At 64.3% G+C, this 21,556-nt stretch carries 23 protein-coding genes; 13 read left to right on the top strand and 10 right to left on the bottom strand.

All coding sequences use genetic code 11. The features are described from left to right. Window positions 1-175: 175 nt before the first annotated feature. Window positions 176-1,198: a GlxA family transcriptional regulator gene (locus tag ACIGJE_RS00200; protein ID WP_415085870.1), complete on the bottom strand. Its 1,023-nt coding sequence runs from the start codon at window positions 1,196-1,198 to the stop codon at window positions 176-178. Window positions 1,199-1,263: 65 nt separating this feature from the next. On the opposite strand from ACIGJE_RS00200, the gene ACIGJE_RS00195 reads away from it, so the two are divergent. Both ACIGJE_RS00195 and ACIGJE_RS00190 read left to right on the top strand, forming a co-directional pair. Further along, window positions 1,264-1,956, top strand: a complete 693-nt coding sequence (locus tag ACIGJE_RS00195; protein ID WP_415085872.1) for a DJ-1/PfpI family protein — start codon at window positions 1,264-1,266, stop codon at window positions 1,954-1,956. Window positions 1,957-2,253: 297 nt separating this feature from the next. Further along, on the top strand, window positions 2,254-2,946 hold the full coding sequence (locus tag ACIGJE_RS00190) for a DUF1194 domain-containing protein (protein ID WP_415085874.1): 693 nt from the start codon (window positions 2,254-2,256) through the stop codon (window positions 2,944-2,946). Window positions 2,947-2,998: 52 nt separating this feature from the next. Here ACIGJE_RS00190 and ACIGJE_RS00185 read toward each other — a convergent pair whose 3' ends face one another. Beyond that, window positions 2,999-3,646 carry a VOC family protein gene (locus ACIGJE_RS00185; RefSeq protein WP_415085876.1) on the bottom strand — a complete coding sequence of 216 codons (648 nt, stop codon included), beginning with the start codon at window positions 3,644-3,646 and terminating at the stop codon, window positions 2,999-3,001. A 281-nt stretch (window positions 3,647-3,927) separates the two neighbouring features. On the opposite strand from ACIGJE_RS00185, the gene ACIGJE_RS00180 reads away from it, so the two are divergent. Both ACIGJE_RS00180 and ACIGJE_RS00175 read left to right on the top strand, forming a co-directional pair. Beyond that, window positions 3,928-4,569: a PadR family transcriptional regulator gene (locus tag ACIGJE_RS00180; protein WP_311934335.1), complete on the top strand. Its 642-nt coding sequence runs from the start codon at window positions 3,928-3,930 to the stop codon at window positions 4,567-4,569. A gap of 218 nt (window positions 4,570-4,787) precedes the next feature. Continuing rightward, window positions 4,788-6,140: an MFS transporter gene (locus ACIGJE_RS00175; protein ID WP_415085879.1), complete on the top strand. Its 1,353-nt coding sequence runs from the start codon at window positions 4,788-4,790 to the stop codon at window positions 6,138-6,140. Window positions 6,141-6,237: 97 nt separating this feature from the next. Here ACIGJE_RS00175 and ACIGJE_RS00170 read toward each other — a convergent pair whose 3' ends face one another. Beyond that, entirely contained in the window at window positions 6,238-6,918 is a 681-nt protein-coding gene (locus ACIGJE_RS00170) for a L,D-transpeptidase (protein WP_311934333.1), read from the bottom strand. 476 nt (window positions 6,919-7,394) lie between these two features. Between ACIGJE_RS00170 and ACIGJE_RS00165 the strand changes: the two genes are divergently transcribed. Together ACIGJE_RS00165 and ACIGJE_RS00160 are read left to right on the top strand one after the other, a co-directional pair. After that, window positions 7,395-8,087: a corrinoid protein gene (locus ACIGJE_RS00165; RefSeq protein ID WP_311934332.1), complete on the top strand. Its 693-nt coding sequence runs from the start codon at window positions 7,395-7,397 to the stop codon at window positions 8,085-8,087. Between the two features lie 76 nt (window positions 8,088-8,163). Continuing rightward, complete coding sequence (locus ACIGJE_RS00160; protein ID WP_311934331.1) at window positions 8,164-8,787, top strand: DUF1638 domain-containing protein; 624 nt, start codon at window positions 8,164-8,166, stop codon at window positions 8,785-8,787. A gap of 248 nt (window positions 8,788-9,035) precedes the next feature. On the opposite strand, the gene ACIGJE_RS00155 is transcribed toward ACIGJE_RS00160, so the two are convergent. Beyond that, window positions 9,036-9,197, bottom strand: coding sequence for a hypothetical protein (locus ACIGJE_RS00155; RefSeq protein ID WP_367625902.1), 162 nt, complete (start codon window positions 9,195-9,197; stop codon window positions 9,036-9,038). Between the two features lie 102 nt (window positions 9,198-9,299). On the opposite strand from ACIGJE_RS00155, the gene ACIGJE_RS00150 reads away from it, so the two are divergent. After that, window positions 9,300-9,860: a queuosine precursor transporter gene (locus tag ACIGJE_RS00150; protein WP_367625901.1), complete on the top strand. Its 561-nt coding sequence runs from the start codon at window positions 9,300-9,302 to the stop codon at window positions 9,858-9,860. Window positions 9,861-9,991: 131 nt separating this feature from the next. Here the strand turns inward: ACIGJE_RS00150 and ACIGJE_RS00145 are convergent, their stop codons facing one another. The 4 genes from ACIGJE_RS00145 to ACIGJE_RS00130 form a co-directional block, all read right to left on the bottom strand. Continuing rightward, entirely contained in the window at window positions 9,992-10,555 is a 564-nt protein-coding gene (locus ACIGJE_RS00145; protein ID WP_311934329.1) for an invasion associated locus B family protein, read from the bottom strand. 199 nt (window positions 10,556-10,754) lie between these two features. Next, complete coding sequence (locus ACIGJE_RS00140) at window positions 10,755-11,252, bottom strand: hypothetical protein (protein ID WP_311934328.1); 498 nt, start codon at window positions 11,250-11,252, stop codon at window positions 10,755-10,757. Window positions 11,253-11,377: 125 nt separating this feature from the next. Next, window positions 11,378-12,649: a dual-specificity RNA methyltransferase RlmN gene (gene rlmN / locus ACIGJE_RS00135; protein ID WP_415085883.1), complete on the bottom strand. Its 1,272-nt coding sequence runs from the start codon at window positions 12,647-12,649 to the stop codon at window positions 11,378-11,380. 157 nt (window positions 12,650-12,806) lie between these two features. Then, window positions 12,807-13,841, bottom strand: coding sequence for a glutamine synthetase beta-grasp domain-containing protein (locus ACIGJE_RS00130; RefSeq protein ID WP_311934326.1), 1,035 nt, complete (start codon window positions 13,839-13,841; stop codon window positions 12,807-12,809). 375 nt (window positions 13,842-14,216) lie between these two features. Here ACIGJE_RS00130 and ACIGJE_RS00125 point away from each other — a divergent pair, with 375 nt between their 5' ends. The 4 genes from ACIGJE_RS00125 (at window position 14,217) to ACIGJE_RS00110 (ending at window position 18,052) form a co-directional block, all read left to right on the top strand. Further along, on the top strand, window positions 14,217-14,411 hold the full coding sequence (locus ACIGJE_RS00125; RefSeq protein WP_311934325.1) for a DUF2735 domain-containing protein: 195 nt from the start codon (window positions 14,217-14,219) through the stop codon (window positions 14,409-14,411). A gap of 347 nt (window positions 14,412-14,758) precedes the next feature. Further along, window positions 14,759-15,655: a fructose bisphosphate aldolase gene (locus tag ACIGJE_RS00120; protein ID WP_311934324.1), complete on the top strand. Its 897-nt coding sequence runs from the start codon at window positions 14,759-14,761 to the stop codon at window positions 15,653-15,655. A 209-nt stretch (window positions 15,656-15,864) separates the two neighbouring features. Then, on the top strand, window positions 15,865-16,518 hold the full coding sequence (locus tag ACIGJE_RS00115; protein ID WP_415085886.1) for a DUF6963 family protein: 654 nt from the start codon (window positions 15,865-15,867) through the stop codon (window positions 16,516-16,518). Window positions 16,519-16,579: 61 nt separating this feature from the next. Beyond that, window positions 16,580-18,052, top strand: a complete 1,473-nt coding sequence (locus ACIGJE_RS00110; RefSeq protein WP_415085888.1) for an N-acyl-D-amino-acid deacylase family protein — start codon at window positions 16,580-16,582, stop codon at window positions 18,050-18,052. A 281-nt stretch (window positions 18,053-18,333) separates the two neighbouring features. On the opposite strand, the gene ACIGJE_RS00105 is transcribed toward ACIGJE_RS00110, so the two are convergent. Then, complete coding sequence (locus tag ACIGJE_RS00105) at window positions 18,334-19,104, bottom strand: transporter substrate-binding domain-containing protein (protein WP_415085890.1); 771 nt, start codon at window positions 19,102-19,104, stop codon at window positions 18,334-18,336. A gap of 185 nt (window positions 19,105-19,289) precedes the next feature. After that, window positions 19,290-20,765, bottom strand: a complete 1,476-nt coding sequence (gene zwf, locus ACIGJE_RS00100) for a glucose-6-phosphate dehydrogenase (protein ID WP_311934355.1) — start codon at window positions 20,763-20,765, stop codon at window positions 19,290-19,292. Here zwf and ACIGJE_RS00095 point away from each other — a divergent pair. Both ACIGJE_RS00095 and ACIGJE_RS00090 read left to right on the top strand, forming a co-directional pair. Next, entirely contained in the window at window positions 20,743-20,868 is a 126-nt protein-coding gene (locus ACIGJE_RS00095; protein WP_311934366.1) for a hypothetical protein, read from the top strand. The genes zwf and ACIGJE_RS00095 overlap by 23 nt on opposite strands. A gap of 136 nt (window positions 20,869-21,004) precedes the next feature. Next, window positions 21,005-21,550, top strand: a complete 546-nt coding sequence (locus ACIGJE_RS00090; RefSeq protein ID WP_415085892.1) for a cytochrome b — start codon at window positions 21,005-21,007, stop codon at window positions 21,548-21,550. Window positions 21,551-21,556: the final 6 nt, after the last annotated feature.

Here is a 21,556-nt window from a genome sequence, read left to right as displayed (position 1 = left end):
CGTTCGCTTCCCTTTCGGACAAATCCGGTTCCTGGTTTCCGTTTCCCGCCAACGTTCTCTTCGCCATCTGCCCGGGCGAATGAGTTACGTACCTCGCAATTGTCAGATTAACGGGACGGCAGGTTCTGTCAATCACGCTTTCCAGATCGGGGCAGCATGAAACGCTCCGCCAATATCATCGCCTGCCAGAAAATCGTTCGCGATAGGATTGCGGAGTTGTCGCCAGATGCCGGGCGAAGCCACGCCGCATGGTCTCCTCGCAGCCGAAGCCGCAGCGAGCGGCGATCTGCTTGAGGGGTTGGACGGTGTCGGCGAGCAGCGTACGCGCCTGTTCGACACGCAGCCTTTCGACGGCGCGGGCCGGCGGCATGCCGGTCGCCTCCCGGTAGCGGCGCTGAAAGCTGCGTTCGCTCATGCCGGCCCGCGCAGCAAGGGCAGGGACCGACAGGTCGGCTGCAAGGTTTTCCCGCATCCAGCCATGCAGGGTTTCGAAGCGGGAGGCGCCATGCTGGAGCGCCAGGGCAGCGCTGTATTGCGACTGTCCGCCCGGACGCTTGAGGAAGACCACCAGCTCGCGCGCCACCGCCAGCGCCATGGCGCGGCCAAGGTCGTGTTCGACCAAAGCGAGAGTGAGGTCGATGCCGGCGGTCACGCCGGCCGAGGTCCATAGATTGCCGTCCTCGATGAAGATCGGATCGGCTTCCACCTGCGCTGCCGGGAAGCGCTCGGCCAGCAGGGCGCAGGAATCCCAATGGGTCACGGCGCGCCTGCCGTCGAGCAGGCCGGCGGCACCGGCAAGGAACGCACCTGTGCAGACCGCCGCAACCCTTCGCGCGGTCGTCGCCCTGGCCGCGACCCAGGCAACGAGCACGGCATCCTCGGCGGCCTGATGCACGGCACGCCCGCCGGCGATAACCAGCGTATCACAGGTGTCGCCCGCATCCGGCAGGGGCTCGGCTTGCAGGGTCAGTCCGGCCCAAGCCGCGACCTGGGCCTGCCGGGCGACGATGCGCAGGCGATAGGCCGGAGGCAGCCCGTCATCCTCCAGGAGGCGATTGGCGGAGGCGAACACCTGCATGGGGCCGGCGATGTCGAGGAGTTGAAAGCCCGGGAAAGCCAGCAGGTCGACGGCGCGGGGTGGCCTGCCGGTCCACCGCCCGTCGATTGGGTTTGGCGTAAAGTGTGGGTCAAACGACATTTGCGCCAGAAGCTGCCGCGCTAGAGTGGCCCTGTCAACCTGAAGATTTGGAACGGAGCACCCACATGATCCTGCAGATCGGCTTTCTGGTTTTTCCCAAGGTGCAACTGCTCGACCTGGCCGGGCCTTTCGATGCCTTTGCCGCCATGCCGGGCGTCGTGCAGCACCTGATCTGGAAGGATCTCGATCCTGTGATGGCGACCTCGGGCTGGCCTGTCCAGCCCACGACGACACTGCAGGACTGCCCGGTTCTCGATGTGCTGTGCGTGCCGGGCGGGGCTGGCGTCAATCCGCTGATGGAGGACGAGGTCGTCCTCGACTTCCTGCGCCGCCAGGCCTGGAGCGCCCGCTTTGTCACCTCCGTTTGCACGGGCTCGCTCGTGCTGGGGGCAGCGGGGCTTTTGGAAGGAAAACGGGCGACGACGCATTGGGGCTCGCATCATCTGCTCGAACCGCTCGGCGCGGTGCCGGTGGCCGAGCGCATTGTCGCTGATGGCCGGCTGGTTAGCGGCGGTGGCGTCACGGCGGGTATCGACTTCGCACTCGATATCATCGCCCGGTTGCGAGGCCGCGAGGAGGCCGAGGCCGTGCAACTCAAGCTTGAATATGCCCCGGCGCCGCCCTTCGATGCCGGGTCTCCGGCAACGGCACCGGCCGGCGCGATCGAGGTGGCGAGGGCTTCCGCCTCGAGCTATGTCGAGGAGCGCGAGCGCATCGTTGCCAGGCTGCGAGAGAGGAAGGCCATCGCCGCCGTCTAAAGTAAAACGCCATGGGGATCGTTCGAGAATGAGCGCTCCGTCTTCTCCAGCCTTGCCGGGGACGACGGAGCGTCGTTTCTCAACGGCGCCTCAGTACCCGGGCAGCCTGCTCGCCCTATCTCGGGGGGGGGGCGGGGCCGAAGTGTTGCAGGCCATGCTGTATCAAGGCTCGAGGGCCTCGCCCAAAAAAGAGGTTTGTGACCGAAGGGGTAGAGACGCATAGTCAGGACGCTTTCTCGAACTTTTTGACTTGAGTGCGGTGTCTCACGTGGCGGCTGACCCCAAAGAGGGGCCCTCATGCGGAACTTGCTGCTTTTCCTGGTCGCAGCGACGATGCCGTGGGCACCGCCCTCGTCTGCGGGACAACTCGCCGTCGATCTCGAGCTGGTTCTTGCTGCGGACATTTCCTTTTCGATGTCAGACGAGAATCTGGCCGTTCAGACCGATGGCTATGCGCAGGCCTTTCGCGATCCCGAGGTCGTTGCGGCCCTCTCCACCGGGCCCTTGGGCCAGATTGCAGTCAGCTATGTCGAATGGTCGGACGGGCAGCGCGTCGTGGTGCCATGGACCTTGCTCCGGAACAGGGCGGATGCCGAGCGCTTTGCATCCCGCATCATGGCCGGCTCGGTGAAGCGCTCGGCTGGCACCACCTATATCACCGGCGTGATCCGGTTCGGGACAAGGATGATCGAGGAGAATGATTTCGCTGCCCTGCGTCGGGTGATCGATATTTCGGGCAATGGCGAGAACAACAGGGGCGAGGCGCCTGACCGTGCTCGCGACCTCGCAATTTTGCGGGGCATTACCATCAACGGCCTGCCTATGCCGACCTGGGTCGACCCCCGCCGGCTCGGCGAGGTGCCGGCGGATATCTATTACCGCGATCACGTCATCGGTGGCCCGGGGGCCTTTCTCCTGAAAGTGGACGACAGGGCCAATGTACTGAGATCGATCAAGTCAAAATTGCTGCGCGAGATCGCGGCCAATTGAGTGTCCATGCTCGACCGTGCCGCCCCGGGCAGTTCCGGCCAAGCGCTGCGTTTTACCCAGCCGGGCCGGCGAACAGGATCAGGTTGCCGTCGGGATCCAGGACGATGAAGGTCCTGGCGCCCCAGGGCTCTTTCCTGAGCGGCTGGTGGAAGACCACGTCTGTTGCTTGGAAATTCAGGAAAAGCTGCTTGATCTCGGCGGCGCTGTCGACCGTGATGGCGGCAGAGAGCAGATGTTCGCGCTGCCTGACATCGCCGACATAGACCGGCTCGCACACCAATCTGAGGGCCAGCAGGGCCCTGTCGCGGCTGACCTGCCCGTAGAAGGGCGGATTGCCATAGACGAAGTCGATGCTGAAGCCGAGCCTGGTGGTGAAGAAGTCGCAGGAGGTCTTGATGTCGGTGACGAAGAGCTGAGCCGCGGCCGAGCTCAAAAAGGGTTCCGGCAGGGTCGGTGCGGAGATATCCGTCATGGTCGAAGCTCCCGTCTTGAGCGCCTCCCATCCCATGAAGCCTGATTGGCGGGCGACGAGCTCCAGAGCGTCGGCAAGCTGGAAATTCGCCTCCAATATCTGATGATCGTCGAGGCCGTGGAACCGCGGCAAGGCAGCCCTGATCTCGGCGGCGACCGGGTGATAGTGCTCGCGATGCCAACGCAGATATTGCTTGGCCTGCTTCCTGAGGTTTTCGAGGTTCGGCATGGGCGCAATCGTGTTTTCGATTGTAGGCGGGCATTGCCCTTCCGGCGGTCCGCCGGTGCGCCCTACGCAGCGCCGAAAGAGTGCTGCAGGGGGCCTTCGCTGTCAATCATCGCAGCGTTGCGAGCCAGAACACGCTGCCCATGCGCCACAATGGCCCTTGTCTCACCTGTGTCTTCCATCATGTCCGCCGTGGCAGCAGAAATTTGAGAAAGGCTCTTGCGTAATCTATCTTTCGATATATCTTAAGATCCATCTTAAAGATAGAACGAAAGGTATATCGTATGTTTGGACGACATCATGAGGGCCGCGGACGCGGCGAGTTCTGGGGCCGCGGCGGTTTTCGTGGCTGGGGCCGCGAGGGGCAGCAGGAATGTGCACCGGGTCGCGGCGGGCGCTGGGGGCGCGGCGGTTTCGAAGGCGATGGTCCGGGCGATTTCTTCGGCAGGGGCTTTGGTGGCCGTGGCCGGGTCTTCGGCCATGGCGACCTGCGCCTGGTCATCCTGGCGTTGATCGCCGAGAAGCCGCGCCATGGCTATGAGCTGATCCGTGCCATCGAGGAAAAGTTCGGCGGCGCCTATGCGCCGAGCCCCGGCGCGGTCTATCCGACGCTGACCCTCCTGGAAGAGCAGGACCATATCCGCAGCGAGGCGTCGGAGGGCACCAAGAAGCTCTACACCATTACCCCCGAAGGCGAGGCCTTCCTTGCCGAGAACCGCGACGCGGTCGATGGCGTCATGGCCCGCATGGATCTTGCTGCCAGCGCCTTCTCCGCCCGTTCCACGCCGGAGATGGTGCGCGAGGCCCTGCACACGTTCCGGCACGCTCTGCAGATGCATCGCGGTCCCTGGACGCAGGCCGAGGCCGAGCGGGTCCGCGCCATCATCGAAAAGGCTGCCCGCGACATCGTCGGCGGACAGGGCTGACGGTCAGCCGGGTGAAGGCCACCCTTATCCAGGAAACCTTGCAGGATCACGGATCCTGTTGGTTTTAATGCTAGGATAAAGCTGGCACTTCCCCGGCGATCCAGGAAGCGTAGAAGCAGGGTGCCGTTGCGGCGCCCTGTTTGTCGTTTCAGGTAATTTTTTCAATTCATTGTCTTTAGAGGCTGCTACCGTCGGCCCTTGTCGGTTGTGAGTATTTGATGAACGCCGCCGCCATGGATGGCTTGCCCATTCCCCAACGCTTCCTGGCCTTCCTGACCATCGCCATGGCGCTGACCATGGCAGTGCTCGACAGTGCCATCGTCAATGTCGCCTTGCCTTCGATTGCGGGCGAACTCGCGGTCTCCCCCGCGGAATCGATCTGGGTGGTTACCGCCTATCAGCTCGCGGTCACCATCTCGCTGCTGCCTCTGTCCTCGCTCGGCGACATCATCGGCTACAAGCGCGTCTACTGGGCGGGGCTGGCCGTGTTCACCGCGGCCTCCTTTGCCTGTGCCCAGGCCTCGTCCCTGCCGGTGCTGGCGCTGGCGCGGGCGGTGCAGGGGCTTGGCGGGGCCGGCATCATGAGCGTCAACATCGCCCTGGTGCGCTATATCTTTCCCAAGGCCTCCCTGGGTTCGGGCGTCGGCTACACGGCGCTGGTGGTGGCGGTGTCCTCGGCGGCCGGGCCCAGCGTGGCCTCGGCCATCCTGACCGTGGCGAACTGGCAATGGCTGTTCCTGGTCAACGTCCCCATCGGCCTCATCGCCCTCTTCGTCGCAGCCCGGGCCTTGCCGCAAACGCCGGCATCCGGCCATCGCTTCGACTGGATCAGTGCCGTCCTCAATGCTTTTGCCTTCGGCCTGCTGATCGCCGGCTTGGATGGCCTCGGCGATACCGCAACCATGCCTGTGGCCCTTGCCATGATCGGCGGGGCCGCGGTGGCGGCCCTCGTCTTGGTGCGGCGCTCGGTGAAACTGCCGGTGCCCATGCTGCCGGTCGACCTCCTGCGGCGGCCGGTCTTCTCGCTGTCGATGGCGACCTCGATCTGCTCCTTCGCGTCGCAGAGCATGGCCTATGTGGCGCTGCCTTTTTTCCTGCAGCGCACGCTCGGCCATTCCGAGGCGGCGACGGGATTCCTGATGACGCCTTGGCCGCTGATGACCGCGCTGATAGCGCCCATCTCGGGCCGGCTGTCCGATCGGATCTCGCCCGAGAAACTCGGCATTGCCGGGCTCTGCCTGCTGGCCGCGGGGCTGGCGGCGGTCGCCAGCATGGGCGAGCGGCCCGACAGCTTCGACATCGCCTGGCGGCTTGCTTTGTGCGGCTTCGGCTTCGGCCTGTTCCAGTCGCCCAACAACCGCATCATCATCACCAGCGCGCCGCGCGAGCGCAGCGGCGGGGCGAGCGGTCTGCAATCGACCGGCCGGCTGCTCGGCCAGTCGATGGGCGCCGCCGTCGCGGCCGTCATCTTCAGCCTGGTTGCGCAGGGACAGACGGAAATGATCGCCTGGATCGGCGCAGGCCTTGCGCTGATCGGGGCGGTGTCGAGCGGACTGCGCAAGCCGGGCTAAAGCGCGCTCCGGAAAAGGCAATCGACTGTTCGATCAGCAAAGTGCGGTTCGAGGCAATCGCACTTTGCCCTGAGGACGATGGCAGCAGCGGCCCCTGTCAGCTCGCCTCGGTACCGCCGTGGGAAGGCCGCACCACCACCCGCACGCCCACCGGGGTGTTGTGATAGAGGGCCATGATGTCCTGGTTGAGCAGGCGGATGCAGCCCGACGACATCGACTTGCCGATCGAGGTCGGATCGTTGGTGCCATGCAGGCGATAGAGGGTGTCGCGGTCGCCCTGATAGAGATACATGGCGCGGGCACCGAGCGGGTTTTCGACACCGCCCTCCATGCCGCCTGCAAATTTGGCGGCCAGCGGGTCGCGCTTGACCATCTTCGGCGGCGGCGTCCAGCGCGGCCATTCCGCCTTGCGCCGAATGGTGGCCTTGCCGCTCCAGCCAAAACCTTCGCGGCCGACACCGACGCCATAGCGCGTGGCGGTGCCGTCGTCATGGACATGGTAGAGAAAACGATTGTCGGGATCGACGATGATGCTGCCGGGCGCCTCACCGGCGGGGGCGACCACGACGCGCCGCAAATATTTGGGATCGATCGCCTTCAGATTGATGGGCGGATAGTCATGGCCGTTCTCCGTGCCGCCGGCATAGATCTCGCGATAGTTGAAGCCGCTGTCGCTCGATCTATCGAACAGGGAGCCGATGGTGGCACGCGAGGAGGCGCAGCCGGCGAGCAGCAACGGAGCACCGAGAACAAAGACACGACGAGATAAACCGGGCATCACAACCTTTTCCGAACAGCCATCAGTATCGAAGTCACGCCAAAGGCCGGCGCCACGACATTCCGTTAGGTAGGCCTACTATTTCATGCAGCGTTCACGCAAGCCAATACCGACGTCAGGCGCCAACGTTTTGCCGAAGCGATCTGCGGATAGCCGGACTCGGCGGGAATCGCAAAGGCTCGCGAGCGGCAGGCTGTGGGGCAAATGAGCGCCCTTGCGAAAGGTGCCGGACCACAAGCTCGGACGAGCGGGCCGGGCCAATAGCGGGCTCGATCTGCGGGAACCCGATTGCGGATAAGATCGGCCACCCAATCGGGTTTCAGCTGCCTGGCAGCCATCGCTCTTTTGAGCCGTTGTCGCAGATTGAATATACGATGTCCCCGGTGCGACAGCGCAAGGCGCCCCTGTCAGGCTACCTCGCATTAAGAAGCGTTCTATAGTAATCCGTGCTTCACCCAGTGCAGGAACAGCAAGTCATGTCCGACGGCGATCTCGATCTCAACTCACTCCCCGATGACGAGCTCGTCGAGCAGATGCACGACGACCTCTATGACGGCCTGGCCGACGAGATCGTCGAGGGCGTCAATATCCTGCTCAAGCGCGGCTGGACGCCCTATGACGTGCTGACCAAGGCGCTGGTCGAGGGCATGCGCATCGTCGGCGTCGACTTCCGCGACGGTATTCTGTTCGTGCCGGAAGTGCTGATGTCCGCCAATTCGATGAAGGCCGGCATGAACGTGCTGCGCCCGTTGTTGGCTGAGACCGGTGCCCCCAAGGTCGGCAAGATGGTGATCGGCACCGTCAAGGGCGACATTCACGACATCGGCAAGAACCTCGTCACCATGATGATGGAAGGCGCCGGCTTCGAGGTGATCGACCTCGGCATCAACAACCCGGTCGAGAACTATCTCGAGGCGCTGGAGAAGCACCAGCCCGAGATTCTCGGCATGTCGGCTTTGCTCACCACCACCATGCCCTATATGAAGGTTGTGATCGACACGATGAAGGAGAAGGGCATCCGCTCCGACTATATCGTGCTGGTCGGCGGCGCGCCGCTGAACGAAGCCTTCTCGGAAGCCGTGGGCGCCGATGCCTATTGCCGCGATGCCGCCATTGCGGTGGAGATGGCCAAGTCGCTGATCGGCAAGCGCCAGGGCATGGCGGGCTAAGCTCGGTCGCAGACCTGTGCGGAGCGGTCGATGCCGTTCCGCCCTTGGAGCGGCGGCCGATCTCGGGGAGTGGGCGATGACCAGTCCTTCGAAACAAACAGATGGGCCCCGCTCGACGCTGGTGATCGCCTGCGGGGCGCTGGCGCGTGAATTTCTGGCGGTGAAGACGGCCAATGGCTGGGACCATATGGAGGTCACCTGCCTGCCGGCGATCTGGCACAACTACCCCCAGAAGATTCCGGACGGCATCAGGCGCAAGATCCGCGCCAATCGCGCCAAATATGACGAGATCCTGGTGCTATACGGCGATTGCGGCACCGGCGGCCTGCTCGACGCAGTCCTCGCCGAGGAGGGCGTCGAGCGCATCGACGGACCGCATTGCTATTCCTTTTTCGCCGGCGCGGACGTTTTCGACCGCATGCAGGAGGAGGAGATCGGCACCTTCTACCTCACCGACTTCCTGGTCCGGCATTTCGACCGCTTCGTGATCAAGGGCCTGAAGCTCGATGTCCATCCGCAATTGCTGCCGATGTATTTCGGCCATTACAAGCGGGTGATGTTCCTGGTGCAATTCCCCGACCCGGTGCTCGAGCGCAAGGCGAAGGCCGCCGCCGAGCGGCTGGGGCTGCCCCTCGAGGTGCATTACACCGGACTGACCGGGGTGGAGCGCTTCCTGGAAACGGGCCAGGCCCGGACATAGGGCGCGTCGCGGCCAAGACGGCTCGCGGACCGGTCCGGCTGTACCTTACCGATATGTCATTTGCTCCTCTAGCGACTGTAGAAGCTAGGCTTTCTTCTCATCCTGAAGAGGAGAGCAGGACGATGGGGCACTTTTTCGATCGATTGTTGTCGGGTGGCAGGCATGGCGCCGGCGGCCATCACGGTGGCCACGGGTCTGAGGGGCGCCATCAGGGCGGATGGGGCCGGTCTCCTGCCCAGGATGGACTTTCACCGAATGTTGCGCAACGCGTCATGGCGTGCAGCAAATGCGGTGGCGACAATCCGGCCGATGCGCACTTTTGTGCCCAGTGCGGTGGCCGGGTGCTGCCCAGGGCGAAATTCTGCACCGCCTGCGGAAAGGCTGCCGCGTAAACGCAAAAAAGCGGTCATGCCGGCCCTGGGAAGCACAATTGCGATGGAGAGGCTACACGGGAAGCTGTTTTTGCTGTATGGCAGCGCCCCAGAAAATCTCCTCCTTCGCGTAGGTATGCCGTGACCGCCAATCCCCTGTTCAACTCTTTCGCCGGCTTGCGCTGGCGCTACGTGCTCGCCCACGCCGTGATCGTGGCAGCCGCCAACTGGGGCGTGCAGTATGTCGTGCCGGGCACTTCCGATTTCCTGACCTGGGGCGCCTTCATCTTCCCGGTCGCCTTCTTCATCACGGATCTGTGCAATCGGCGCCATGGCGTGGAAATGACGCGCAAGGTGGTGATGGCCTCCTTCGTGATCGCGGTGATCGTCTCCTTCGTGGCGGCGGACCCGCGCATCGCCATCGCCAGCGGTGTCGCCTTCATTTCCGGCCAGATGGTGGATGCGCAGGTCTTCAACCGCTTCCGCCAGCATGCCTGGTGGGTGCCGCCCTCCATCTCCAACATCCTGGCCTCGACGGTCGACAGCGTGCTGTTCTGGGTGATCGCCTTTGTCGGGACGGACGTGCCCTGGGTCAGCCTCGGCTTTGCCGACTATGCCATCAAGATCGCCATGGTTTTCGTGGTGATGCCGGTTTACGGCTATCTCGTCTTCCGCGACAGGCTCGCTGCCAAGACGGTGTAGTTTTGGAGCGCGGACATCCTGTCCGCTCTTGGAAATAGAGACCTACAAGAAATGGGCGCGGCTTGATCTGGCTGCGCCCTTTTTGCGAGTTCTATGCTTCAAGAGCAGACAGGATGTCCGCGCTCCAAATCTTACGGGCAGCCCTTGGTGATGGCGTCGAGGGCCTGCGGCAGGCCGTCGAGCGAATAGCGGTCGGTGGTCTTGTTGCCGCGCTTGGAAGCGCCGGTGAAGACCGCCTCGCGGCTCTTGCGCATGGTATTGACCACGGTGCCTTCCTCGGCGGCGTTCTTCACCCAGGCATTGCTGCCCTTGGTGTAGAGCGTATAGGAGGAGCGGCCGATCTTCAGCGTGGCGTCGCCGCCATCCTTCATGCCGAAGCCGGTGATCATGCTCAGCTCGTTCTTCACACCTTCGCCAGGGCGGCGGGTGATGAAGAGCGTGGCCGGATCGCGTTTCAGCCGCGCAGGCTTGCGGTCCTTCGGGCTGGTGATGGCAAAGCAGGACTTGCCCTTGGCCGTGCCGTTCTGGAAGGCCTGCCAATCGCCGAACTGGCCGAGCGGCGTCGGCTGGGCGCCGGCTGCGGCGGCCGGCGCCGGCGCTTCGGCCTTGGGTTTGCGAGGTGCTGCCAGAGCCGAACCGGTGAATGCGACGACGGCGGTGGCGATGAGCGCGATGCGAAGGGTTGAGGACATCATGCTGGCTCGATCGATCCCGAAGTAAGAGGGCAGAAAGCGGTGGCGCCGATCATCGTGAATCGGAGCGCCTCGCGCAACTGCGACGAAAGACAGGGATTCCGGCGAAAGTTCGACCGGAACGGCTCGCAGCCTACGCGGACGCGGTGAGCAAATGGTTAAATCGGGCCAAAAGAACCATGGCGTGCAATTCTGGCTCCGCTCAACCCGCCGCGTTGCGGCCGGCCACCAGCCAATAGACCGTGCCGGCGACGATGCCGATGGCGGTGAGACCGAGCAAGGCACGGTAGAGCAGCACGATGGCGAGGATGTTCAGGCTCATCACCATCGGCGCCACCGCAAAGGCGAGCGCCATCCCGATGGCATAGAACATCCAGCTTGCCTTGCCCATGGTTTCGCCGATCACAGCCACCAGGGCGATCGGGGCGAGCCAGATCGCCAAGGCAGCGGTTGCGGCTTGCCGGATCATCGCACCGATGTCTTCCACGGGAGTCCCGTCGATCAGCGTCGCCAGGGTCTTGAGGCCCAACAATTCGGCGGTGCCGGTGAGCTCTTGCCCGAAATCGTGATTGGCAAGGCCCATCACGCCGACCACAAGCGCGGCGATCGCGGCCAGGACGGCGGCGAAGGCCACCAGCACCAGACGGTCGACGAAGCCAATGACGCCACGCGGGCTATTGGGGGAGGGAGGAGAGGACATCGAACTCCTGGGACCGCAGGCTTCTCGGCAACAACCATCAGCGAAGATTGTTGCGACACCTGCTCGTGGCAATGCCCATAGGGGGAGAAGAGATGCAGGCTGGAAGCCTGCGGTCCCGGAGGGTACTATTCCCCGTCCGCCCCGTGGGCGTAGAAAGCCTCAACCGCCAGCTTCTTCATGGCGTCGGCCTCGATGGCGAGGCGCTCGCGGGCCCGCATCTTCTGGCTTTCGCTCTTGAGCTGGCCGCAGGCGGCGAGGATGTCGCGCCCGCGCGGCGTGCGGATGGGCGAGGCGTAGCCGGCATTGAAGACGATGTCGGAGAAGGCCTCGATCGTCTCCCAGTCCGAGCATTCGTAGAAGGTGCCGGGCCAGGGGTTGAAGGGAATCAAATTGATCTTGGCAGGGATGCCCTTAAGCAGCTTGACCAAAGCGCGCGCCTCGGCCGGGCTGTCATTCACGCCCTTGAGCATGACATATTCGAAGGTGATGCGGCGGGCATTGGACAGGCCCGCATAGTTGCGGCAGGCATCCAGGAGCTCGGCGATCGGATATTTCTTGTTCAGCGGTACCAGCTCGTTGCGCAGATTGTCGTTGGTGGCATGCAGCGAGATGGCGAGTGCCGGATTGACGTCGTCGCCCAGCGGGCCGAGCATCGGCACCACGCCCGAGGTCGACAGGGTGATGCGCCGGCGCGACAGGCACAGGCCGTCCTGGTCGGACATCACTTTCAGGGCGGTCGTGACGTTGTCGTAGTTGTAGAGCGGTTCGCCCATGCCCATCATCACGACATTGGAGACGTAGCGCCCGCCGTCACGCGGCACGATCGCCCCTTCCGGCGCTTCCTGGCCCGGCCAGTCGCCGAGACGGTCGCGCGCCACCAGGAGCTGGGCCACGATCTCGGCGGCGGTGAGGTTACGCACCAGCTTCTGCGTGCCGGTATGGCAGAAGGAGCAGTTGAGCGTGCAGCCGACCTGGGAGGAGACGCACAGCGTGCCGCGGCTCTCGTCGGGGATGTAGACGGTCTCGATCTCGGCGCCCTTGTCGGCGGGGCCGGTGGAGGGCATGCGCATCAGCCATTTGCGCGTACCGTCGGCCGAGATCTGCTCGGCGATGATCTCCGGGCGGTCGAGCGTGTAGGACTGCTCCAAGAGGGCCCGCAGATGCTTGGACACGTTGGTCATGGCATCGAAACGGCTGGCGCCGCGAACATAGAGCCAGTGCGAAAGCTGGTTGACGCGCATCTTCACCTCGCCGGCGGGTACGCCCACGGCAGTGAGAGCTTCGGTCAGCGCCGCGCGATCCATCCCGGCGAGGGAGGGCTTGGCGGCGGGAATAGTGGTTTCAGCAGCGGCAACGGGCGCAGTGCTCGCTGCCTGTTCGAGCGGGAGGGCCGACATGCAAAATTCCTGATGTTGGCCGGCGCTATAGCACAGCCAGCCCAAAAGGGCGACCGGCAAAGATGCATGGTGGGCGCGCGCTGGCCTCATCCGGACGCAGCATGCGAAACGGCGCGGATCGCAAGATCCGCGCCGTTTCGTCGGAAACCGTTCGGGCTCAGGCCGCGGCCTTCACCGCGGTCGAGACGGAAGCGATGGTCTTCAGCACCTGGGAGGCGATCTCGTAGGGATCGGCCTGGGAGTTGGGACGGCGGTCTTCCAGGTAGCCCTTGTAGTCGTTGCGCACGAAGGAGTGCGGCACGCGGATCGAGGCGCCACGGTCGGCCACACCCCAGGAGAAGGTGTCGATCGAAGCGGTCTCGTGCTTGCCGGTGAGGCGCAGATGGTTGTCCGGGCCGTAGACGGCGATATGGGCTTCCTTGTTGGCGGCGAACGCTGCCATCAGGGCCTCGAAATAGGCCTTGCCGCCGACTTCGCGCATATGGGTGGTCGAGAAGTTGCAATGCATGCCCGAGCCGTTCCAGTCGGTGTCGCCGAGCGGCTTGCAGTGCCATTCGATGTCGATCGAGTATTGCTCGGTCAGGCGGAGCAGGAAGTAGCGGGCGAGCCACATCTCGTCGGCAGCGGCGCGGGAGCCCTTGCCGAAGATCTGGAATTCCCACTGGCCCTTGGCGACCTCGGCATTGATGCCTTCATGGTTGAGGCCGGCGGCCAGGCAGATGTCGAGATGCTTTTCGACGATCTCACGGGCGATGTTGCCGACATTCTTGTAGCCGACGCCGGTGTAGTAGGGACCCTGCGGAGCGGGGAAGCCATGTTCGGGGAAGCCGAGCGGGCGGCCATCCTTGTAGAAGAAATATTCCTGCTCGAAGCCGAACCAGGCGCCGTCATCGTCGAGGATGGTGGCGCGGGTGTTGGAGGCGTGCGGGGTGACGCCGTCGGGCATCATCACTTCGCACAGCACCACGGCGCCGTTCAGGCGCTCCGGATCGGGGACGACACGGATCGGCTTGAGTACGCAATCCGAGCTCGATCCCTCGGCCTGCTTGGTCGAGGAGCCGTCGAAACCCCAGAGAGGCAGTTGCTCGAGCGTGGGGAAGGCGTCAAATTCGCGGACCATGGTCTTGCCGCGCAGGTTGGCGGTCGGCCGGTAACCGTCGAGCCAGACATACTCGAGCTTGTACTTCGTCATTCTTAGGATACTCGCTGGTGTGAATGGAATGGACGGCAGCCGGTTCGCCGGGCTGCCGCCGGTTGCAGTGCAATAAGCAGGAAGCGTGCCAGAGCGCATGGTGCGGCGCTTTTGTCGCAGATGATGGCCCTCCCGTCGGCGCAGACGCGGCGAAATCCGCGTCTTTCCGCGCCATCGACGGAAGAAAGAGGCACGAGCTGTCATTGCCGGGAGTGCTGCCTTCATGCGCAGTGTCCCGATATAGCCCAGAATGCACATAGTTTAGGCAAACACTGCCTGCAAAGCAGGCAAATGATAGGAAGGGGAGGATCGCTGTGCTAAGACTTGATCCTGGTTTGGTTGCGCCCCAGGGCGCGCCAGGCAAGGGAGACGAGCATGACTGCGAGTACCCGGCAAGAGACCGCCAAGATCTACCTCTTCCCTGCGCGGCCGCGTATGGGGTCCAGCCTCGGGCGTGACGAGACCCGGCTTTCCTCGCGCGAGACCCAGCCCTTGCCGCCCGTCGACGTCGACGGCGCCTGGTATCACCAGGCCGCCATTCGCGATGCGGCCGATCCGCGCAAGCGCTGACGATACGGGCAGACAGGACAGGTCCGATCCACCCCCGCCATATCCGTTGGCTGTGTCAGGGCCGGAAGGTGTCCGGCGCCGATTTCTCACTTCCGCGCCAAAGCTTTTCACCGCGCAGCCCCTTGCTTCACCTTCCTTCCATGCCGATACTCGCGCCGACTCGAAACACGAGCATTTCGTGATTTGGCGCGATCGCCGTGAATCGCAGAGACGCTCTCGCCAATCCGTCGGATTGGCTTGGAAACAATGAGCTAGAGCGAAGGAGCGTTTTCGTCTAAACGCGCTGTGTTCTAGGCAACCGCGGAGGCTGGGCGCGCCGCGCACCGGCCCGCAACAGGGAGACCAGCATGGCAGACGCCAAGATGATGTCACAGATAACCGGCAAGGATGGCTTCATCGCCGCCCTCGATCAGAGCGGTGGTTCCACCCCCGGCGCCCTGCGTCTCTATGGCATCGCCGAATCCAGCTATAGTGGCGACGAAGAGATGTATCGCCTGGTGCATGAAATGCGCGTGCGCATCATGACGTCGCCCGCTTTCTCCGGCGACAAGGTGATCGGCGCCATCCTGTTCGAGAAGACCATGGACGGCGATGCCAAGGGCAAGCCGGTGCCGACCTATCTGTGGGAAGATCGCGGCGTGGTGCCTTTCCTCAAGGTCGACAAGGGCCTGGCGGCAGAAGAGAACGGCGCCCAGGTGATGAAGCCGATGCCCGAACTCGATGCCCTGCTCGCGCGCGCGGCGAAGAAGGGTATCTTCGGCACCAAGATGCGCTCGGTGATCGCCAATGCCGACAAGACCGGCATTGCCGCCGTCGTCAAGCAGCAGTTCGAAGTCGGCAAGCAGATCCTCGGCCATGGCCTCGTGCCGATCATCGAGCCGGAAGTCTCGATCAAGAGCCCGACCAAGCAGGAAGCCGAGGCCATCCTGCGCGATGAGATCGCCCGGGAACTCGACGCGCTGCCGGCGGGCGAGCAGGTGATGCTCAAGCTCACCATCCCGACCGTCGCCGATTTCTACAAGCCGTTGGTCGACCACAAAGCCGTGGCCCGTCTGGTGGCCCTCTCGGGTGGCTACACCTGTCCGGATGCCTGCGAGAAGCTCAGCCACAATCATGGCATGATTGCTTCCTTCTCGCGCGCTCTCGCCGAAGACCTGCGCGTCTCGATGAGCGATGCCGAATTCAACGATACGCTGGGCAAGGCAATCGATCAGATCTACAAGGCGAGCGTCGTCAAGGTCTGATCCCGAGAGCGTTTTGCGATTTGGTGGCATCGCCAGGAATCGCAAGGACGCGTCGAACCAAAGAGCTGGAGCAAAACAGCGTTTTCGTCTGATCGCGCTTTGCTCCAGGGCCGTTCGAGATCACTGGCCGCGAGCGGGGCAGGGTGCCCGGCTCGCGGCCGGATTCGTTTAGGGAACGCAATCTTGATGGCAATCGGGGAGTTCGGGTCGTGACGATCGGCATTGCTGCCTTCGGGGCCGAAGCGGGCCGGGCGGTCTGGGCAGCCTGGGCCGAGGCTGAGAGGCTGGGCAAGGGCGACCTGCATGGCTTTGCGGTGTTCTACGCCCTGGCGCCGGATGGTGAGCCGGTCAGCCTGGAGTGCCAGCGCGGCGGGCTCGAGACCATTCGCGCCCAATGGTCCACCCGACCTGATCTTGCCTGGATGATGGCCTCGCCGCTGGCGGCGGTGATCACCAGCGGACCTGATCGCCCCGAGCCGCTTGCCCAGTTTCTCGCCGCAAGCCGCAGGGGCTTCGTCACCGGCCACCGGTTGCCGAACAGGGTAGGCGCTTCCGGCTTTCCTGTGAACAGGGAGGCGCTGTCGCTGATCGAAAGGGGCGTCCGTCCCGATGAAGCCGTGCGTATGGTGCTCCAAGCCAATCCGCGCGTCGATGCTGGCCTGATCGCCGTGACGCCCCATGCCGTCGGCGTGGAGGACAGCGAGTTGGTGCGCGAGCGCGCCGATCGCGGCCAGGCCCATGTTCTTGCCACCGATGGGCGTTACGGCCTGGCCCTCTTGCACAACTCCATCGAGCCGGCAGCGGGCCTCGCCGACAGCGCCGCGCGACGGGGCGCCGCAGTGCTGGCCGGGCACGAATCATAAGGCCGGGCTATAGCGAAGTAGAGGCCGGCATACCGGTCCGGAACGACCCAGGGACCTCATCATGACTGCCACCTGCGACCTGATCTTCCGGCAGGCGAAGATCTTCGACGGCACGGGCGCCACGCCGCATCTCGCCGATGTCGCCGTCATCGGCGAGCGCGTCGTCGCCCTCGGCGAGAAGCTGCCACACCAGGCCAGGACCGAGATCGACGCCGCCGGGCTTGCCCTCGCGCCCGGCTTCATCGACGTGCACACCCATGACGACCGCGCGGTGATCGCCACCGACATGGCGGCCAAGCTCAGCCAGGGCGTGACCACGGTGGTGGTCGGCAATTGCGGCATCAGCCTCGCTCCGCTGCGGGCGAAGGGCGAGGTCGTGCCACCGCTCGACCTGATCGCCAAAGGCGAGCATGAATTGTTCGAGCGTTTCGCCGATTATTTCGAGGCGGTGGAAGCGGCGGGAACCACGGTGAACGTCACCTGCCTGGTCGGCCACACCACGCTCCGGCTCGCCACTATGGACCGGCTCGACCGCCCGGCCACCAAGGCCGAATGCGCCCGCATGCGCGATTTGCTCGACCAGGCGCTGGCGGATGGGGCCATCGGCCTTTCGACCGGGCTTTATTACCAGCCGGCCAATGCCGCCTCGACGGCGGAGGTGATCGCCGTCGCCGAGCCGCTGGCGAAATATTCGGCCATCTACACCACCCATCTGCGCGACGAGGCCGATCACCTGCTGGAAGCGATGGAAGAGGCCTTCGCCATCGGGCGCGAGGCCGATGCGCCGGTGGTGCTGTCGCATCACAAGGCGACCGACCCGCAGAACCATGGCCGCACCCGCGTGTCCCTGCCGATCATCGAGAAGCGGGCGCGCGAGCAGCCCGTCACGCTCGACGTCTATCCCTATGCGGCGTCCTCCACCGTGCTGGAGGCCAAGCGTGCCGGCCAGGTCGAGCGCATCCTGATCACCTGGTCGAAGGCGCGGCCCGATCTCGCCGGCAAGACGCTCGACGTCATCGCCCGCGAGCTCGGCGTCTCCAGGGAGGAGGCGGTGGCGAAGCTGCAGCCGGCCGGTGCCGTCTATTTCACCATGGACGAGGAGGACGTGCGGCGCGTGCTGCAGTTCCCGCTGACCATGGTGGGCTCGGACGGGTTGCCGCACGACGTGCGCCCGCATCCTCGGCTCTGGGGCACCTTTCCCCGCGTGCTCGGTCATTATGCCCGTGATATCGGCCTGTTCGGCATGGAGGAGGCGGTTCGCCGCATGACGGCATTGCCCGCCGCCCGCTTCGGCCTCGCCCAGCGCGGCGTGATCAGGCAGGGCGCCTATGCCGACCTCGTGCTGTTCGATCCCGAGACCATCCGGGACAAGGCGACCTTCGACGATCCCACCCAGCTCTCGGCCGGCATTCGTTCGGTCTATGTCAATGGGAGCCTGGCCTGGAGCGAGGGCAAGGCGGCCGGCCCCCGCGCCGGCAAGGTGCTGCGCAACCGCGACCTGGTGGCGAAGAATTTCACCGCCGCATTTGCGTGAAGAAGAAGTGGTGAGGGCGCGCTGAGTGAGGCGCAACGATCCCTCCCCGGTTTCGGCTATCGGATTCATACATCTCGACGAGGCAAGAAAAGGCGCCGGAGTCCTTCCCCGACTTCGGGGAAGGTGGCCGAACGCAGTGAGGTCGGAAGGGGGAGAGTGGTGGTTTTCGGACCAAAATTGGCACTGTCGCGCCACGCTCCCCCATCCGCCGCTTCGCAGCACCTTCCCCGAAGCCGGGGAAGGATAATGGCGCTCTATTCCGAGAGCTGTCCTGACCACCCTCACTTGGGCGGCATGCCGATATCGTATTTGAAGTATTTCCCGGCGATCTGCTTGAATTCGCCGCTGGCATAGACGGCCTTGATGCCGGCATCGAGCTTGGCTTTCAGCTCGGTGTCCTCCTTGCGCAGGCCGCCGCCGATGCCACCCTCGAACAAGGGATCCTTGGGGAAGCCCTTGGAATCGCAGCAGGCGCCGTCCTTGCCTTCCAGGAACGGCCCGACGGAATCGGCGTCGCCCAGCACCAGTTCGATGCGCCCGGCGGCTAGGTCAGCCATGGCGGCATCGAGCGTGGCATAGTTGCGGATCTCGGCCTCCGGATAGGCCTTCTGCACATATTGGGCGTGGATGGTGCTGGTCTGCACGCCGACCGCCTTGCCCTTGAGGCCGCCTGGCACGAATTCGAACTTGTCGTCCTTGTTGCCGATGAACTCAACCGGCGTGTTGTAGATCGGGATGGTGAAGGCGATCTGCTTCTGCCGCTCCGGCGTGATCGACATGCCCGCCCAGATCACGTCGATCTTCTTGGCGAGGAGGGCCGGCATGATGCCGTCCCAGGCGGTGGCCACCACCACGCAATCGAGTTTGGCCTCCTTGCACACCGCCTTGGCATAGTCGGGCAGGAAGCCCTGCCAACTGCCCTGGCCGTCCAGCGAGAAGAAGGGCGGGATCGGCTCGGCCGAGACGCTGATCCTGACGGGATCGGCGTGCGCCACGGCTATTCCCATCAGAAGGGCCGCGCCCGCCAGCAAACTCGTCTTGAAACTCTTCATGGACCCAATGTCCTCCCTTTGCTCCCGCTCTGTCGGCGTTTTTGATTGGGCCGAGAGGAAAAAGCCTCCGGCGCGTGGCAGCAGAACGTATTCGTCAGACAAGGTCAATCGGCCCGATGACGGCCAAAGCCGGCAGTTTGCCGGTGGCGGAGCGGTTCGCGACGATGCCGGTGGGGGGCCGATGCCTATTCCTTCCCGGCCGGTTTACGCCACACTCGCTCGAAGGGCAGGCGCCAGGCGTTGGGGGCGATGAGCTGGTGGATCGACTTCGGGCCCCAGCTGCCCTGGTCGTAGAGGCGCACGGGCGGCGGATTCTCGAGCAAAGGCTGGGAGACTTCCCAGAGCCGCTCGATGCCCTCGGCCGTGGTGAACAAAGTGTGGTCGCCGCGCATGGCGTCGAGGATCAGGCGCTCATAGGCCTCCAGCACGTCGCCGATCAGGCCGGTTTCGCTGAGGGCGAATTGCAGCGAGAGCTTGTCGAGCCGGAAGCCCGGGCCGGGGCGCTTGCCGTAGAAGGAGAGCGAGACCTTGGAGGCGTCGGCGAGGTCGAAGGTGAGGTGGTCGGGGCCTTGCGCACCGACGCCGGAGCCCGCCGGGAACATGCTCTTGGGCGGCTCGCGGAAGGCGATCGAGATGATGCGCTGGCCTTCGGCGAGGCGCTTGCCGGTGCGCAGGTAGAAGGGCACGCCGGCCCAGCGCCAATTGTCGATGGCGCATTTTAGGGCAATGAAGGTCTCGGTGTCGCTTTCAGGGTCGACGCCCGGCTCCTCGCGATAGCCGATATACTGTCCGCGCACCACCTCGCGCGGATCGAGCGGCACCATGGAGCGGAACACCTTGTTCTTTTCCTCCGAGATCGGCTGGGGCTCCAGCGCGGTCGGCGGCTCCATCGCCATGAAGGCGAGGATCTGGAACAGGTGCGTCACCACCATGTCGCGATAGGCGCCGGTGGATTCGTAAAACGCGGCGCGGGTGCCCAGGCCCAGCGTTTCCGGTACGTCGATCTGGACGTGGTCGATGAAATTGCGATTCCAGATCGGCTCGAACAGGCCATTGGCGAAGCGGAAGGCCAGGATGTTCTGGGCCGGCTCCTTGCCGAGGAAGTGGTCGATGCGGAAGATCTGGCTCTCGTGGAAGACCTCGTGCAGGCGGGCGTTAAGGGCGACGGCACTGGCCAGATCCGTGCCGAAGGGCTTTTCCATGATGATGCGGCAGCGGTCGACGAGGCCCGCCTCCGACAGCATCTGCACGGCCGAGAGTGCGGCGTTGGGTGGCACGGACAGATAATGCACGCGGCGGGCTTCAGGGCCGAGTTCGGCTTCGGCCCGCGCCACAGCTTCCTTGACCGGGCCGGCACCGGCCGAGATCGGCACATAGTCGAGGCTGGCGGCAAAGGCTTCCCAATCGGCCTGGGAGACCTTGCGGGTGGAGAATTTGTCGAGCGCGTCGCGTGCGATGGCACGGAAGCCGTCGGCATCGATGTCATCGAGCGAGACGCCGATGATGCGGCAGCCCGGGATGAAGCCGGCACTGGCCAGATGGAAGAGGCCGGGGATCAGCTTGCGGCGGGAGAGGTCGCCCGTGGCGCCCACCAGCACCACGACCTGCGGCTTGCCCGGGCCGACGCGCGAGGAATTCTTGATCAAGGCTCTCGTTCCCATTGGTTTTGCACTGCGCCGGCGCGCCACGCCGCGGGCCGATCCAGGCCCGTCCTTGCCTGAAGCCGCCATCGCCGAGCCCCATACCGGTTCGAGGCAGGAATAGGGGCATAGACGGGAGGGATGATCAAGGGCGGCAAGAAAAAATGGGCGGCGCAGAATTAATTCGCCTGGCGCGGTCGATGTCATATCGTCGCCGCAGTTTTGCGCAGCTTAGAATTAATCTAATCTGGAGCCCGAACATGTCCTCCGCGTCCTACCGCCCCGTTCAAAAAGCCCTGCACTGGGCGATCTTCCTGCTGGTGCTTGCCTGTTATGGCCTCACCTATAATGAAGTGTTCTTCGCCAAGGGGGACCCGATCCGGGATCTGTCCTGGTGGAGCCATATCTCGCTGGGCCTCCTGCTTACGGCCTTGATCGCCGCCCGTCTCCTCGCCCGCCTGGCGCTCGGCACCCCGCCCTTGCCCTCGACCATGTCGGGCATGGAGGTCGCGGCGGCGAAAGGAGCCCATTTCCTCCTCTATGCCCTGATGATCGGGATCGTCGGCCTCGGCATCACTCTCACCTGGCTGCGCGGCGATGCCCTGACCTTTTTCGGCCTGTTCACCATACCCGCCCCCATGGCCCCCGATCGCGATTTGGCGCATCTGGTCAAGGAGGTGCATGAGCTGTGCGCCGATGGGATCCTGGTCGTGGCCGGCCTCCATGCCGTTGCAGCGCTCTGGCACCATTATGTCCGGGGCGACGATGTGCTGACACGCATGCTTCCAGGCCGCCCGGCGCGGTGATGCAGG

Source organism: Labrys sp. E2SS-1L, from assembly GCF_057073705.1.
This window is presented reverse-complemented; position numbering and strand designations above follow the sequence as displayed.

Excerpts from the sequence above, each read along its gene's own strand:
- rlmN (WP_415085883.1), bottom strand. The coding sequence starts at position 12,649 with ATGTCGGCCCTCCCGCTCGAACAGGCAGCGAGCACTGCGCCCGTTGCC.
- ACIGJE_RS00155 (WP_367625902.1), bottom strand. The coding sequence starts at position 9,197 with ATGACCGCTTTTTTGCGTTTACGCGGCAGCCTTTCCGCAGGCGGTGCA.
- ACIGJE_RS00130 (WP_311934326.1), bottom strand. The coding sequence starts at position 13,841 with ATGACGAAGTACAAGCTCGAGTATGTCTGGCTCGACGGTTACCGGCCG.
- ACIGJE_RS00200 (WP_415085870.1), bottom strand. The coding sequence starts at position 1,198 with ATGTCGTTTGACCCACACTTTACGCCAAACCCAATCGACGGGCGGTGG.
- ACIGJE_RS00180 (WP_311934335.1), top strand. The coding sequence starts at position 3,928 with ATGTTTGGACGACATCATGAGGGCCGCGGACGCGGCGAGTTCTGGGGC.
- ACIGJE_RS00120 (WP_311934324.1), top strand. The coding sequence starts at position 14,759 with ATGGCAGACGCCAAGATGATGTCACAGATAACCGGCAAGGATGGCTTC.
- ACIGJE_RS00190 (WP_415085874.1), top strand. The coding sequence starts at position 2,254 with ATGCGGAACTTGCTGCTTTTCCTGGTCGCAGCGACGATGCCGTGGGCA.
- ACIGJE_RS00195 (WP_415085872.1), top strand. The coding sequence starts at position 1,264 with ATGATCCTGCAGATCGGCTTTCTGGTTTTTCCCAAGGTGCAACTGCTC.
- ACIGJE_RS00110 (WP_415085888.1), top strand. The coding sequence starts at position 16,580 with ATGACTGCCACCTGCGACCTGATCTTCCGGCAGGCGAAGATCTTCGAC.
- ACIGJE_RS00105 (WP_415085890.1), bottom strand. The coding sequence starts at position 19,104 with ATGAAGAGTTTCAAGACGAGTTTGCTGGCGGGCGCGGCCCTTCTGATG.
- zwf (WP_311934355.1), bottom strand. The coding sequence starts at position 20,765 with ATGGGAACGAGAGCCTTGATCAAGAATTCCTCGCGCGTCGGCCCGGGC.
- ACIGJE_RS00145 (WP_311934329.1), bottom strand. The coding sequence starts at position 10,555 with ATGATGTCCTCAACCCTTCGCATCGCGCTCATCGCCACCGCCGTCGTC.
- ACIGJE_RS00140 (WP_311934328.1), bottom strand. The coding sequence starts at position 11,252 with ATGTCCTCTCCTCCCTCCCCCAATAGCCCGCGTGGCGTCATTGGCTTC.
- ACIGJE_RS00170 (WP_311934333.1), bottom strand. The coding sequence starts at position 6,918 with ATGCCCGGTTTATCTCGTCGTGTCTTTGTTCTCGGTGCTCCGTTGCTG.
- ACIGJE_RS00160 (WP_311934331.1), top strand. The coding sequence starts at position 8,164 with ATGACCAGTCCTTCGAAACAAACAGATGGGCCCCGCTCGACGCTGGTG.
- ACIGJE_RS00165 (WP_311934332.1), top strand. The coding sequence starts at position 7,395 with ATGTCCGACGGCGATCTCGATCTCAACTCACTCCCCGATGACGAGCTC.
- ACIGJE_RS00090 (WP_415085892.1), top strand. The coding sequence starts at position 21,005 with ATGTCCTCCGCGTCCTACCGCCCCGTTCAAAAAGCCCTGCACTGGGCG.
- ACIGJE_RS00125 (WP_311934325.1), top strand. The coding sequence starts at position 14,217 with ATGACTGCGAGTACCCGGCAAGAGACCGCCAAGATCTACCTCTTCCCT.
- ACIGJE_RS00175 (WP_415085879.1), top strand. The coding sequence starts at position 4,788 with ATGAACGCCGCCGCCATGGATGGCTTGCCCATTCCCCAACGCTTCCTG.
- ACIGJE_RS00185 (WP_415085876.1), bottom strand. The coding sequence starts at position 3,646 with ATGCCGAACCTCGAAAACCTCAGGAAGCAGGCCAAGCAATATCTGCGT.